General features: G+C 39.3%; 11 protein-coding genes. 7 read left to right on the forward strand and 4 right to left on the reverse strand.

The genetic code is table 11. From position 1 onward, the window contains the following. Positions 1–6: 6 nt before the first annotated feature. A complete protein-coding gene (locus tag ABDZ97_RS14155) occupies positions 7–1,194 on the forward strand; it encodes an aspartate aminotransferase family protein (RefSeq protein ID WP_343789009.1) in 1,188 nt (395 codons plus the stop codon). Between the two features lie 159 nt (positions 1,195–1,353). Further along, on the forward strand, positions 1,354–2,433 hold the full coding sequence (locus tag ABDZ97_RS14160; RefSeq protein ID WP_343789012.1) for a CNNM domain-containing protein: 1,080 nt from the start codon (positions 1,354–1,356) through the stop codon (positions 2,431–2,433). Positions 2,434–2,442: 9 nt separating this feature from the next. On the opposite strand, the gene ABDZ97_RS14165 is transcribed toward ABDZ97_RS14160, so the two are convergent. Further along, on the reverse strand, positions 2,443–3,219 hold the full coding sequence (locus ABDZ97_RS14165; protein WP_343789015.1) for an ABC transporter substrate-binding protein: 777 nt from the start codon (positions 3,217–3,219) through the stop codon (positions 2,443–2,445). 12 nt (positions 3,220–3,231) lie between these two features. After that, positions 3,232–4,590 (reverse strand): pyridoxal-phosphate dependent enzyme, encoded by a 1,359-nt coding sequence (locus ABDZ97_RS14170; protein WP_343789019.1) that lies wholly within the window; start codon positions 4,588–4,590, stop codon positions 3,232–3,234. Between the two features lie 179 nt (positions 4,591–4,769). Here ABDZ97_RS14170 and ABDZ97_RS14175 point away from each other — a divergent pair, with 179 nt between their 5' ends. Further along, positions 4,770–5,741, forward strand: a complete 972-nt coding sequence (locus tag ABDZ97_RS14175) for a bile acid:sodium symporter family protein (RefSeq protein ID WP_343789022.1) — start codon at positions 4,770–4,772, stop codon at positions 5,739–5,741. Between the two features lie 7 nt (positions 5,742–5,748). On the opposite strand, the gene ABDZ97_RS14180 is transcribed toward ABDZ97_RS14175, so the two are convergent. Then, entirely contained in the window at positions 5,749–6,423 is a 675-nt protein-coding gene (locus ABDZ97_RS14180; RefSeq protein WP_343789026.1) for a peptidoglycan DD-metalloendopeptidase family protein, read from the reverse strand. 120 nt (positions 6,424–6,543) lie between these two features. On the opposite strand from ABDZ97_RS14180, the gene ABDZ97_RS14185 reads away from it, so the two are divergent. Together ABDZ97_RS14185 and ABDZ97_RS14190 are read left to right on the forward strand one after the other, a co-directional pair. Further along, positions 6,544–9,708: a UvrD-helicase domain-containing protein gene (locus ABDZ97_RS14185; RefSeq protein WP_343789030.1), complete on the forward strand. Its 3,165-nt coding sequence runs from the start codon at positions 6,544–6,546 to the stop codon at positions 9,706–9,708. A gap of 4 nt (positions 9,709–9,712) precedes the next feature. Beyond that, positions 9,713–10,255, forward strand: coding sequence for a hypothetical protein (locus tag ABDZ97_RS14190; protein ID WP_343789033.1), 543 nt, complete (start codon positions 9,713–9,715; stop codon positions 10,253–10,255). 203 nt (positions 10,256–10,458) lie between these two features. On the opposite strand, the gene ABDZ97_RS14195 is transcribed toward ABDZ97_RS14190, so the two are convergent. After that, positions 10,459–10,806, reverse strand: coding sequence for a hypothetical protein (locus tag ABDZ97_RS14195; RefSeq protein ID WP_343789036.1), 348 nt, complete (start codon positions 10,804–10,806; stop codon positions 10,459–10,461). Between the two features lie 491 nt (positions 10,807–11,297). Between ABDZ97_RS14195 and ABDZ97_RS14200 the strand changes: the two genes are divergently transcribed. Together ABDZ97_RS14200 and mnmC2 are read left to right on the forward strand one after the other, a co-directional pair. Further along, positions 11,298–13,529 (forward strand): NADP-dependent isocitrate dehydrogenase, encoded by a 2,232-nt coding sequence (locus tag ABDZ97_RS14200; protein WP_343789040.1) that lies wholly within the window; start codon positions 11,298–11,300, stop codon positions 13,527–13,529. Positions 13,530–13,607: 78 nt separating this feature from the next. Next, positions 13,608–14,285, forward strand: a complete 678-nt coding sequence (gene mnmC2, locus ABDZ97_RS14205; RefSeq protein WP_343789043.1) for a tRNA (5-methylaminomethyl-2-thiouridine)(34)-methyltransferase MnmC2 — start codon at positions 13,608–13,610, stop codon at positions 14,283–14,285. The last annotated feature ends 11 nt before the right edge of the window (positions 14,286–14,296 follow it).

Genomic DNA, 14,296 nt, shown 5'->3' on the forward strand with positions numbered 1-14,296 from the left:
CTCCTTATGACCAGAAAGGATACTTTTCTTAAGCGTTTAGGACAAACATCGCCCTTCCCTTTTTTAATCGATGTGGATTATGCTGAAGGCATATACATCTATGATAAAGCAGGAAAGGCATATATGGATATGATTTCCGGTGTGTCTGTTACTAACATCGGACATCGTCATCCCAAAGTAATTGCTGCACTGAAAAAGCAACTGGATAAGCATCTGCATGTGATGGTTTACGGAGAATTCATTCAGGATAGTGAGAATGAATTTGCGGAAAAGTTAACAGCAATACTGCCGGAAAGTTTGAATTGTGTATATGCTGTAAACTCTGGAACAGAAGCAAATGAAGCTGCACTGAAATTAGCAAAACGAATTACAGGCAGAACCGAATTAATTTCTTTTCGAGGTTCCTATCATGGATCGACTCATGGATCTATGAGTGTTTCCGGAAATGAGGTTAAAAAACAGGCTTTCCGTCCCTTATTACCTGATGTACAATTCCTTCAACACAACTCGATCAATGACCTGGATCGAATTACAGAAAAAACAGCGGGGGTTATTATAGAAACTATTCAAGGTGATGCGGGAGTCCGCGTTCCTTCTTTTGAATTTCTGCAAGCACTTCGTAAACGATGCAATGAGACAGGTGCTCAACTTATTTTTGATGAAGTTCAGGTAGGTTTTGGAAGGACGGGGAGAAATTTTGCATTTGAACACTACACAATAGTACCCGATATTTTAACATTGGGAAAGGCTTTGGGAGGAGGAATGTCTTTTGGAGCATTTGTTTCTTCTTACGACAAGATGAAGTTATTGTCTTTTGATCCTATACTTGGACATATCACGACTTTCGGCGGACATCCGATGAACTGTGCAGCAGCAGCAGCAGCGTTAGATGTGCTTGTCACAGAAGTGGACATGAATGAAGTAGAACGATTGGGGTATTTGTTGGAAACAATTATCAGTAAATCTGACGAAATAAAAGAAGTTAGACGAAAAGGTATGTTGTTTGCATTTGACATGGTCTCAGCTGACAGGGTAGCAAAAGTTGTAGACAGATGCCTTGAAAAAGGACTTATTAGTTTTTGGTTCCTTTCACATCCTTACAGTTTCCGTTTATCTCCTCCACTGACTATCACAGAAAGTGAAATTCGAAAAGCAGGGCAAATAATATTGGAGGCAATCAAAGAGACAGAGTAATTCTCAGAACCTGTTTCTTTTGTTAAAAATTTCTAATAATACGCTGCCGGCTGAAATAATCCCTACCTTTACTCTAAGATTTAAGAATTTCAAATGGAATCTTTCAGGTGTAATACACGCATTTTGTGTATTTTTTTGTAAAGTAACGGAAAAGCAATTATGATACTGTTACTTGTATATCTTTTTATAGCAATTTTCACTTCTTTTCTTTGTTCTATAATGGAGTCCGTATTGCTATCTCTACCGATTTCCTATCTAAAATCAAGGGCTGAAAAAGGAGACCGGAATGCTGACTCTATGATTAAGCTTAAAGAAGACATTGACAAACCATTGTCTGCAATCCTTTCCTTAAACACTGTAGCCCATACAGTCGGAGCTGCCGGAGTTGGGGCACAGGCTTCTATTGTTTTCGGTGAAGCCTATTTTGGACTGGTTTCTGCTATCCTTACTGTTTTGATATTGGTTCTTACAGAAATTATTCCAAAAACATTGGGAGCCAGTTATGCGAAAGATCTGGTAGGACCTACTGCTAAGATTATTAAAGGGATGATTATTCTTACCTATCCTTTAGTTGTCGTTTCTGCATTTATAACCAAATTGATTTCGAGAAACAAGGAAGGTGATTTCACTATTTCGAGAGACGAAATTTCTGCATTAGCCAGCATTGGTACACGCGAAGGAATTTTTATTGAAAAAGAAAATAAGATCATTCAAAACCTGATAAAACTAAAAGGTATCCGCGTATCGGAAATCATGACCCCACGTGTGGTAGTTGTAATTGCCAATGAAGAAATGACCTTACAGGATTTCCTGAAAAATAAGGATTTTCTTCACTTTTCCCGTATCCCGGTTTACAGAGAGAACAGTGATAATATTACAGGATATGTATTCCGCTCTATGGTATTTGAGAAACTGGCTGAAGATCAGTTTGACCTTAAACTAAAAGACATTAAACGGGATATTCTGATTTTCCCAAAATCCACAACCCTTTTCAATGCGTGGGATGAAATGCTTTCAAAAAAAGAACATATTTCTCTTGTCGTAGACGAATACGGGGGAATGGATGGGATTACAACTCTGGAGGATATTATCGAATCTTTGCTTGGTTTTGAAATTGTTGATGAAAAAGACAAAGTTGAAAACATGCAACAGTACGCAACAGAACGTTGGAAGACAAAACAGAAAAAGTACATTCTGCTGAAAGAAAGTCAAAAAAACAAAGAGGAAAATAACGAATAATCTCAGTTCTTATTCACTGATAACTTTCTGAAAGTATGGCAGGGCTTTTACCAAACGACTTCCGTACCACGAAAAAAACTCACCATCCAATAAACGAACTTCTGCACCGGGACACAATTTTTGATACCGTTGAACATGTTCCTCTTTGTACGGATATGGTTCTGAACTCAATATAATTAAATCGGGTTGCAAGCGAACAATCTCTTCATCCGACAATTCCGGGTACCGTATCTGTTCTTCCAAAACATTCTCCCACCCGATCCTTGTTAGCATATCATGAATAAAAGTAGTATTGCCTGCTGCCATAACTGGTCTTTCCCAAATTAAATACAGCACTCTTTTTCTTTTTTCAGCTTGTTGAATAGCTTCAAAACCTTCTCGAATTGTAGTAATCATCGAACGGGACTTCTCTCGTCTATTGGTCAAAACACCAATCTGCTTGATCATATCCAGGGCTTCTTCCAGTGTATGAATATCTGAAATCCAAACAGGTGCAACACGTACTAACTTTTCAATATCCTCTTTGGTATTCTCTTCCTTATTAGCAATAATAAGATCCGGTTCCAACGTTTGCACCTTATCGATGTCTACCGTTTTTGTTCCCCCTACTCTTGTTTTTGATCGAAACCAGGTATCGGGATGAATACAAAACTTTGTGATTCCGACAACCTCATCTTCCAACCCCAGGTCAAAAAGAAGCTCGGTCTGACTGGGCACTAAAGAAACGATTCGCCTTGGAAAATTTTCCAGGCGAATCGTTCGGTTCATTTGATCTTTATATTCCATTCGGCACAGGTTTTACGCCATTGCCGCTATAATGTCATGACGCGTAATAATATGGTATCCGTTCTCTGTGTTAACCAAAACCGCAGGAACATCTTTGGTGATTAACGCTGATATCTTTTCAATCGTAGCTGTGCTATCCACTACTGGTAAAGGCGGATGCATAATCTGAGAAACAGGTTTATTCAATAAATCCGGCTGCTCACACAACAACTGAAAAACGTGAAGGTCATCCACAAATCCAACAAACTCTCCTTCTTTCATCACAGGAATCTGAGAAATCGAATGTTTCTTCATTTTCGCAACCGCATGTGACAACAACTCTTCCGAATACAATGTCACCAAAGGCTGATCTCCATGACGACCGACAAGATCTCCTGCATTCTTTGTTTCTTCCTCAAGGAAGCCACGCTCACGCATCCAGTCATCATTGAAAATTTTCCCTACATACCGGCTTCCATGGTCATGGAAAAGTACAACTACAACATCACCTTCCTTCAACTCGTCTTTTAACTGTAAGATACCTTTTATTGCAGCCCCGGCTGAGTTTCCTACGAAGATTCCTTCTTCTCGTGCCAGCCTACGTGTATAAACGGCAGCATCCTTATCCGTAACTTTTTCGAATTTATCAATCACATCAAAATCCACATTGGCAGGAAGGATATCCTCTCCTATCCCCTCCGTGATATACGGATAAATTTCTGCTTCATCAAAAATACCTGTCTCATGGTATTTTTTGAAAACAGAACCGTAGGTATCAATTCCCCAGATCTTGATATCCGGATTTTTCTCCTTTAGGTATTTACCTACTCCTGAAATAGTACCTCCGGTTCCAACACCCACTACAAAGTGTGTTATTTTACCATCTGTTTGCTCCCAGATCTCAGGTCCGGTCGATTCATAATGCGCTTCACGGTTCGACAAGTTGTCATATTGATTGACGTACCATGAATTAGGGATTTCATTCGCAAGACGCTTTGAAACCGAATAATACGATCTTGGATCACTCGGATCAACCGCTGTAGGGCAAACAACTACTTCAGCACCCACCGCTCTAAGGATATCCATTTTTTCCTTCGATTGCTTATCATTCAGAACACAAATCAATTTGTATCCTTTTACGATAGCCCCCAAAGCCAATCCCATACCGGTATTTCCTGAAGTACCTTCAATAATGGTACCACCCGGTTTTATCAAACCTGCTTTTTCAGCGTCTTCAATCATTTTAACCGCCATACGGTCTTTCACTGAATTTCCCGGGTTAGTAGTTTCTACTTTCGCAAGAATCGTAGCCTTTACGTCCTTTGTCAGTTTATTTAAACGTACAAGCGGAGTATTCCCGATTGTCTCAAGTATGTTGTTATACACCTTCATAAATTCTCTTTTCTTCTACAAAGATAATAGTATAAAACGGAATAGCCGGGGTATCAACTCCTGTTTTCCGGCAATTCCCCTGCCGGAGTCCTCCAATAGTTTTCAAATGACACACAAGCTATTATCAGGAACCTGATTCTAACGCCCCACGGTCTCTATTTATTCACTAATTTTGCAAAATGAAATGGAAATTTCCGTCCCCTGATCCTTTTATCATCGGAATTATCCTGATGATTGTGGTCGCTTCTCTTTTCCCATTCCGGGAATCATACAGTATTTATTTCCCTCTCAAAGACACTATTTACTGGGGAATTACAGGGATTTTCTTTCTTTACGGGTTAAAACTAAACCCAAAACAAATCCGTCAGGACATGAGTAACTGGCGACTTCACATCCTGATTCAGTCAGCAACTTTTTTATTTTTCCCTCTAATTATTTTACCTTTTTACCCTTTGTTTGCAGGAGGACCTTACGAAAATATCTGGCTGGCAGCTTTCTTTCTCGCTGCTCTGCCCTCAACAGTTTCCTCTTCCGTAGTGATGGTATCAATAGCAAAGGGTAATATTCCATCCGCCATATTTAATGCCAGTATCTCAGGATTAATCGGATTAATTGCTACTCCTCTCTGGATGAGTCTCTTTTTATCTGCAAACGGGGAAGGCCCCGAACTTTCCGAAACAATCCAACAATTGGTTCAACAGATATTACTCCCTGTTGCTTTAGGGTTATCATTGAATAAATACCTGGGAACAGCTGCTCAAAAACACAAATCCCTGATCGGATGGTTTGACAAAATCATTATTTTTCTGATTATTTATAAAAGCTTCTCCACCGCCTTCCTGTCCGGAGTATTTACTCAACTCCCACCGATTTCGTTACTGTTACTTGCTGTTTGTATTATTGCGCTCTTTTTCCTTGTATTTTATAGCATCCGTTTCTTATCACAAAAATTCCATTTTTCAAGAGAAGATACAATAACAGCTTTATTTTGCGGTTCAAAAAAATCACTGGTTCACGCATCAGTATTTGTTATTATTCTGGTTACAGATAGTGCGGCTCAAAGTTTATTTCTGCTTCCTGTTATGGTGTATCATGCTTTTCAGCTTTTTTACACCAGCTACCTCGCCCGTAAATGGGGGAAAGAACAATAAAGTTGTATTAATCAGTCAAACGAAGCAGTAGATTCGGGTTAGGACAATTCGCACTTAGATCTGGCAATTCTTCTTCCGAGCTTACCCCCGGATAATCACCCTCTTTCCCCTGCATATCCAGAATAATCTGAAAGTGAAGATGCGGAGGGTAATCTCCATTTACCGTCCGGTCTCCTAACTCTCCAATCTTTTCACCAGCTTTAACTTGTTTTCCTTTCCAAAGTCCCTGTAAACTATTCACTGACAAATGACCATATAAAGTATGGAAGACCTGTCCGGCAAACTGATGTTTCAAAATAATTGTAGGTCCATAATCTCCCATCGAATCATTGTTCTGAAAACTATGTACTTCTCCTTCCAAAGCTGCGAGAACGGGTGTACCAGAATCACACCAAAGGTCAATTCCCAGATGAATAGTACGCTCCGGAGTTTGAGAATCTCTAAAAACAGGACTTCTTTTATAAATGGCTCTTCGTTCCAGATAACCTCCCCATAAATAGTCCACATCAAGATCAGCTATGATTCCATCCACATACTTACTAAAGGCTTCACTATTGCTTACCTCCACACTATTCTTTTCCGTAAAAACCTCTGACAAATCAAGCCGGGCGTACTTGCTCCCGGTTTCTAAAACCCGGGCTTCTGGTAAAGCGCTAAAAAAAGCAGTATTAAATACAGACATACTTCAAAGTTACTAATGGGATTTTGGAAACCCAAATCAACGATTCACGATTACTTGAAAATAACCAGTAAACGAAAATTAATGTACCTTTAAAACCAATTCGTTTTTAAGAAAAACTTCATGTCTGAACAACCATTAAAAATACTAAAAGCTTCTGCTGGATCAGGTAAAACGTATGCACTGGTTCAGGCATTTTTAAAGATTGTACTTACCAACGACAATCCTGATCACTTTGCAAGGGTTATGGCCATGACTTTTACCAATAAAGCAGCTTTGGAAATGAAAGAGCGGGTAATTAAAGCACTGGTACAACTCAGCTTTCAGGATGCAGAAGACCTAAAGTTTGTAAATGATACCTGTGCAGCAATTGGTATTCCACCGCACGAAATTCAAACAAAGGCCAAAAGAGTTCTTAAACGTATTCTTCACAACTTTAATGATCTCTCTGTTCAGACAATTGACAAATTTAATATCCGGCTTGTCCGGTCATTTACACGGGATCTTGATCTCCCGGGCGATTTTGAAATTCTTCTGGATACGGAAGAGCTTCTTTCCCGTACGATTGATAAGTTAGTAGATGAAATAGGTGAAAAAGGGAAAGAAAAAATATCCAATCTTCTTATTTCTTTTGCCCGACACAATATTGACGAAGAAAAACACTGGGATTTTAGAAAATCACTACTCGACTTCCTGAAAATGACCGAAAAGGAGGAGTTTAAGGAGGTCATTAACATCATATCAAGAACAGAATTTACAAAAGAGAAAAAAGAAGCTATTTCCATGGTCTGTCAACACCTGGAAGAACAGTTTAATCAGAAAAAAGATCCAGTTGTTCGCACGATTGTAAGTAATAACTGGACAAAAGAGGATTTTAAAATCGGGCGTGCTAATCCTTATGACAGAATTTGTCGGATCCCTGAACTTTCACTAGCAGATATGACAATCCGGTCAAGTGCAGAAATAAGTGCTGTATCTCCTACCGAGGCGATGCTTAAAGCCATTCTTTCAGAAGCGGAAGGTGGTGCTAAAACAAGTGTTCCTTCTGAGTTTTTTCAGCAATTACTGGATTTCTACAACTATACAGAGAGCATCAAAGACGAGTATATGGTACACAAGTACGCTATTGATAGCTTTCATCAATTGGCGCTGCTTAAATATACTTCCGAACTCATCAAAGAAACGCGCAACAGGGAGAATATATTACAAATCAGTGAGGTAAACGGTTTAATATCAGAACTCATACAGTCAGAATCCGCACCTTTCATTTACGAACGAATCGGTACACGCTATGACAATTACTTGTTGGACGAATTTCAGGATACATCACGGTTACAGTGGCTCAACCTGATTCCCTTGCTACATGATTCTATGGGAGAGAATAATAGTAACCTGATTGTTGGAGATGCCAAACAGGCTATTTACCGGTTCAGAAACGGACTTGTAGAACAGTTTGCTGCTTTGCCTGCTATCTACAATCCGGAAGACAACCCCGAAATAGCGATAAAGTCGGTTTATTTTCAGCAAATGAGTTTACCGGATACACTTCAGTATAACTTCAGGTCCAAAAAAGAAGTGGTCGAATTCAATAATTCTCTTTTTGCCGGAATCCGTGAACAACTTCACCCCGATTACGCCCCCTATTATAATGACAAGGATTTAGTTCAGATAGCCAGGGGAGCTTCCGGCGGATATGTGAAATTTGAACTTTCCTCTCCTGATAACATTAGTGAAACGTCAGAGGAAGAGGATGAATCCACACCACAGGAATTATCATTCATAGACAAGACAATTGAAGAAGCTGTTGCAGACGGATACAGTACAGGAGACATTTGTATTCTGGCAAGAAAACGGGGACATTGCGAAGAATGGGCAAACTACCTGATCAAAAAAGGATATTCCGTTATTTCGGACGAAGGAATGAAAGTAAGTCAATCGCCCTGGGTGACAACACTTGTTGCCTGCCTTGAATACAGAAACACTCCTTTATCGGAAACTCATCAACTACTTTTATCGGAGAGTTTTTTGCTCGCAAAGCAAATAGAACCTTTTAAGACACTTGTTCCTTATATAGAAGAAAGAAAGTTCGACTTTCGAAAGTTCTGTAACGATTTTTTTCAATCCGAATCGGCATTGGACTTTACCTATGAAAACTTGTACGATTTTTCGCAACACCTGTTAAAAGTCTTCCAAATACGGGAAACAGATGAACCGTATATTCATTATTTCTGCAATATGCTACTCAATTTTGACCTTACCTCAGGTCCCGATCTATCGCGTTTTCTGGAGTATTATCGCACAAAAGGGCATAAAGAAAGTATTCCCCTCCCGGAGCAAAGTGATGCCATTACCATCATGACTGTACACAAATCAAAAGGACTTGAGTTCCCGATCGTTCTGCTTCCCAATATGAAATGGAGATACTCCCTCCTTCCCGGAGAACAATATATTTTCCATGACAAACAATATGATCAGGTATTTTATCAGGCCATTAGCTCCAACCGGACGAAAATTCAGGCAGAAGTCTACGAACGAAAACTCGCGACCAACCTTCTGGATGAAGTAAACCTGTTTTATGTGGCTTGTACACGTGCTGTTGATCGCCTATATGGGTTCATAGACACAGCCAAATCCAGAGGAGGAAAGTATCTTACCGATATTATTCGTGAAACCATACAAAACCTTTCAATTCTGGAAACGGAAGAGGAGCGCTTCAGCACCTATGGAAGCAGAACATATACGCCTCATCCAAAAACTCCGGTCGATAAATTTAAACTGAAACCGGAAGGAGAAAAACTTTGGTTCCCGGATATTTCTTTGATCGATAAAGAAAACATTGATGATCTGGATATCAGTTCCGAACGGATTTATGGCCGCAACCTCCATCGGGTCATGCAGGAAATTACTCAGTCGGAAGAGCTACAAAGTGTGATTCAGCAATTAACTCTTGAAAAAGTAATTGAAACTGAATTTGCTCCACTTATAGAAGACAATATCCGGAAACTACTGGATAATCCTGAAATAGAAGAAATCATCCTTCCTCAGAAGGGAGAGAAAGTACTGGATGAGCGGGAAATTATTCTTTCAAAAAACGAGAAAATACGCCCCGACCGGGTAATTGTCAAGGGAACAGCCGCCCGGATTATAGACTATAAAACTGGTATTCCGCGAGAGAAGGATAAAAAACAGATTTTATCTTACGCGCTTGCACTACAACAAATGGGCTTTGAAGCTTGTAGTGCTTACGTTTTATACACGGATTCAGAACAATTGATTCAATTACGCTAATACGATGATCAGAAAATTTCTATTTACCATTTATCTATTTCTGGCACTCCCTTCCCTGTCACAATCAGGACCTATGGTTGAAAAAATCATTGATTTTGAAACAAATGAAGCGGTTTTTATCGTTACGCAGGAGTTTATGTTACACATGAAAAGCGGAGACACGGTATTCGTTGAGTGGAATATTCACCCGGAAAGGACCGGATTCATTATTGACGACTTTGTGCTCATCTTTCCGGAAGGATTTGAAGGAAATTTACGCAAATCCATCCTTACTTTTTATTTAGAAAATGGTCAGCAAATTCCCCTTCCTGCTTCCTATTTTATGGAGGAATTACCCGCTCTTTTTTTCACACTATCTCCTATACAAAAAAGAACGATTAGCCGCTCTCCCCTTAAAACCATTACACTTTCTTCTTCAAAACAAACCTATCATTTCTTTGATCTTTCCGGACGCAACAAACATTTTATGCAACAACTTTTTGAAGAAGAACAAAACACCATCTATTCTCCCGTAAACTGGTTGAATCCTTATTATTACGATGAGTAGAAAGTAACCGTAACAGATATTTTTTCTTCGCGGGTTGAATACCACTCCGAATATTATTACTTTTACCGAAAATTCACAAGACTATGGACGACAATAACAATTATTTTGACGATTCGACAGCTGGCGTAGGTGCTATCTATACAGTAGTTTGTTTGGCAATCGTTATTGGAATTTTAATCTTCGGATAAAAAAAGGAGAATATTTTATTCTCCTTTTTCATTTCCTATCTCGTTTTCAAACGGGAATTGAGGTATCTTCACTTCTACTTTTGCATTCGGGTTTTTATACCTGATAAATTCAACGATCTTATCCGTAAAATCATCCAAACCGGGACGTAACTGCTCGAAGGAAATCTCCAGTACTTTATACCCCCTATCGTATTCGTATTCAATATATCCGAATTTAGCTACTTTCTCCGAATTATAATAAATGTACTCTTTATCGTAAGAGAATTTACTAAGCTCATCTTCGGTTAATGTCATCTTGTATCTAATACCACTGCAAGAAACCAAAACAGCAGCTACAAACCCTAAAATCAAAATTCGTTTCATTCTTCTTTTTTCAGCAAAGCTAGGACGGTTTATCTGCTTATGAGTTAACACAAGGTTAATAATAGTTAACAGTAACATTATCCTTTCAGGTCTTTATTTAAAGTCTCCCCCTTTCACTATTTACAGCAAAAGAGAGAGACTTCAGGCAGTAGGTTAGGTTGAAACGCAACTGAATTGATTTGCCTGTAATCAACACGTCAAAGTTCCATAAGAAAAGTGCATGATCTGTTTATTAATCAATTGTATTCGTAAGTTATTCGTTTACAAACTTTTTTACAACTAAAAACCAACCATTTAACCCCAAAACATAAGCACCCGAAGTGTTCTGCTTTCTTTTGTTTGTTTTCATTATTTTCTTCGCGGGAAAACGGAAAAACAACAGCAAAGCATTCGCATTTTTTTATTAAATTCGCATCGCTTGTAAAAGTCAATTCAAAGACTGAATTCAAGTAGGTTATTTGAAATTTTATCCAATAAATAATACATGTAAAATGGCATCAAAAATCATTTACACAAAAACGGACGAAGCTCCTTTTTTAGCAACTTATTCATTATTACCAATCATTAAAGCTTTTGCTGGTTCAGCAGGAGTAGAAATGGAAACCAGAGATATCTCCCTTGCAGGACGTATTCTGGCAAACTTCCCTGAGTATCTTTCTCCTGAACAGCAAATCAATGATGATCTTGCTGAATTAGGCCAGTTGGTTACTCAACCTGATGCCAATATTATCAAACTACCTAATATCAGTGCTTCTGTACCACAGATAAAAGCAGCTGTAAAAGAACTTCAATCGCAAGGATACAAACTTCCTGATTATCCGGAAGAACCTAAGAACGAAGATGAAAAGGCCATTAAAGCCAAATACGACAGAGTAAAAGGAAGTGCTGTGAATCCGGTACTTCGCGAAGGGAACTCGGATCGACGTGCTCCAAAAGCAGTAAAGAATTATGCCAAGAAAAACCCGCATAGTATGGGGGCATGGGCTTCCGACTCCAAGTCCCATGTATCTACAATGACTTCCGGAGATTTTGCGCATAATGAAAAATCGGTAACGCTTCAAAAAGCAGGAAGTGTACGCATTGAAATGACAGACACCACCGGACAAACAACGATTTTGAAAGAAAGTGTAAAAGTACAGGAAGGTGAAATCATTGATGCGACTGTTTTAAGCAAGCAAGCTTTACTACAATTCATCAGTCAACAGATTGAAGAAGCTAAAGCGCAGGGTGTACTTTTCTCGCTTCACATGAAAGCAACCATGATGAAAGTTTCTGACCCTATTATTTTCGGTCATGCTGTTGAAGTATTCTTTAAAGATGTCTTTGAAAAGCATGGTGCAACGTTCAAAGAGCTTGGTGTAGACGTAAGAAACGGGTTCGGTGATCTTATTGCAAAAATCGAAACACTGGAGGAAGGAAAAAAACTGGAAATACTCGCTGATATTAATAGTGTATATGCATCACGTCCTGAACTTGCTATGGTGAACTCCGATAAGGGCATTACCAACCTTCACGTTCCAAGTGACGTAATTATCGATGCTTCTATGCCGGCTATGATCCGTAATTCGGGACGTATGTGGAACAAAGAAGGGAAAGCGCAAGATACAAAAGCCGTTATTCCTGACAGCAGCTATGCTGGCGTATACAGTGCTACTATTGATTTCTGCAAGAAAAATGGTGCTTTTGATCCTACCACGATGGGAACAGTTCCGAATGTCGGGTTAATGGCACAAAAAGCAGAAGAGTACGGTTCTCATGATAAAACATTTGAAATCAAAGGAAATGGTGTTGTTAAAGTAGTTGATCAGGACGGAAACGTATTGATGCAACACGATGTTAACGATGGTGATATCTGGAGAATGTGTCAGGTGAAAGATGCACCTGTTCAGGACTGGGTTAAGCTTGCTGTAAACCGTGCCCGTGCAACAGCAACACCTGCTGTATTCTGGTTAGACAGTAACCGTGCTCATGATGCCGAGTTAATTAAAAAGGTAAATCTATACCTGAAAGATCATGATACAGAAGGTTTGGAAATTCTCATCAAATCTCCGGTAGAAGCGACTCTTTATACGTTGGATCGATTGAAAAAAGGAGAAGATACTATTTCCGTAACCGGAAACGTTCTTCGTGACTACCTTACCGATTTATTCCCTATTCTGGAGCTGGGAACCAGTGCAAAAATGCTTTCTATCGTTCCGTTAATGAATGGCGGAGGTCTTTTTGAAACCGGTGCAGGAGGTTCTGCTCCTAAGCATGTTGAGCAATTCCTTGAAGAAAACCACTTGCGTTGGGATTCTTTAGGTGAATTCCTTGCTATTGCTGTATCGTTTGAACATTTAGCACAAACAACTGACAACGAGAAAGCACAGATATTGGCAGACACATTGGATGAAGCAACTGGAAAATTCCTTGAAAACGACAAATCTCCATCCCGTAAAGCAGGAGAATTGGATAACAGAGGAAGCCACTTCTACCTTGCTACCTATTGGGCTGAAGCTCTTGCTTATCAAGCAAAAGATACTGAGTTAAAAGCTCTTTTTGCACCAATAGCCGAAGAGATGAAAGCTAATGAAGGTAAGATTGTTGATGAACTAAACAGCGTTCAGGGACAACCTGTAGATATCAAAGGATACTATCACCCGAATGAGATGTTAACTTCATCTGCAATGCGTCCAAGTGTAACTTTAAATACAATTTTGGATAAATTAGCTGTTGAAGCCTAAAAACATAGCTAACAATAAGCATATCAAAATGGCGGGTTTTATATCCGCCATTTTTAATAAACACCACTTTTCATCAATATGGAAGCCAATACATTCAAACGCGAAGTAAGGATTACCGAAGATGGTTCGAAAACGATTTATATTCCGGAAATGGATGAAAATTATCATTCGTTTCACGGTGCACTCCAGGAAGCCCGACATGTATTTATCAAGCATGGCTTGTTACATACAGATCAAAAAGAACTCTCTGTTCTGGAAGTTGGTTTTGGTACAGGTCTAAACGCACTACTAACTGCTTTAGAAGCTGAGAAAGAGAACATAAAAGTTTCGTACTTCGGACTGGAAGCCTATCCGGTAGAACGTGAAATTCTGGCTCAAATGGATTATTGTTCGGTCATTTCTGAGAGCAATTGTCAGTTACTTTATGACGCAATACACGCGTCTGAGTTTGGGAAAAAAAGTGATGTTTCGACATTTTTTAGTCTCGAAAAAATCCAGGAAAAACTGGAAGATTATATCCCCGGGGAGAGCAAATTTGACTTGATTTACTTTGATGCGTTCGGCCCCCGTGCTCAGGCGGATATGTGGAACAAAAAACATTTTGAAAAGCTATATCACGCAGTAAAGCCGGGAGGAGTATTTGTTACCTATTGTGCCAAGGGACAGGTGAAAAGAGATTTGAAAGCTGTAGGATTTAGCCTTGAAGCACTTCCGGGACCTCCGGGAAAAAGAGAAATGACACGGGGAAGGAAATAAACGGATGAAAA

Source organism: Wandonia haliotis, from assembly GCF_039523435.1.
Lineage (GTDB): Bacteria > Bacteroidota > Bacteroidia > Flavobacteriales_D > Crocinitomicaceae > Wandonia > Wandonia haliotis.

Coding starts and splice junctions, on each gene's coding strand:
- ABDZ97_RS14200 (WP_343789040.1), top strand. CDS start 11,298: ATGGCATCAAAAATCATTTACACAAAAACGGACGAAGCTCCTTTTTTA.
- ABDZ97_RS14170 (WP_343789019.1), bottom strand. CDS start 4,590: ATGAAGGTGTATAACAACATACTTGAGACAATCGGGAATACTCCGCTT.
- mnmC2 (WP_343789043.1), top strand. CDS start 13,608: ATGGAAGCCAATACATTCAAACGCGAAGTAAGGATTACCGAAGATGGT.
- ABDZ97_RS14195 (WP_343789036.1), bottom strand. CDS start 10,806: ATGAAACGAATTTTGATTTTAGGGTTTGTAGCTGCTGTTTTGGTTTCT.
- ABDZ97_RS14175 (WP_343789022.1), top strand. CDS start 4,770: ATGAAATGGAAATTTCCGTCCCCTGATCCTTTTATCATCGGAATTATC.
- ABDZ97_RS14190 (WP_343789033.1), top strand. CDS start 9,713: ATGATCAGAAAATTTCTATTTACCATTTATCTATTTCTGGCACTCCCT.
- ABDZ97_RS14185 (WP_343789030.1), top strand. CDS start 6,544: ATGTCTGAACAACCATTAAAAATACTAAAAGCTTCTGCTGGATCAGGT.
- ABDZ97_RS14165 (WP_343789015.1), bottom strand. CDS start 3,219: ATGGAATATAAAGATCAAATGAACCGAACGATTCGCCTGGAAAATTTT.
- ABDZ97_RS14180 (WP_343789026.1), bottom strand. CDS start 6,423: ATGTCTGTATTTAATACTGCTTTTTTTAGCGCTTTACCAGAAGCCCGG.
- ABDZ97_RS14155 (WP_343789009.1), top strand. CDS start 7: ATGACCAGAAAGGATACTTTTCTTAAGCGTTTAGGACAAACATCGCCC.
- ABDZ97_RS14160 (WP_343789012.1), top strand. CDS start 1,354: ATGATACTGTTACTTGTATATCTTTTTATAGCAATTTTCACTTCTTTT.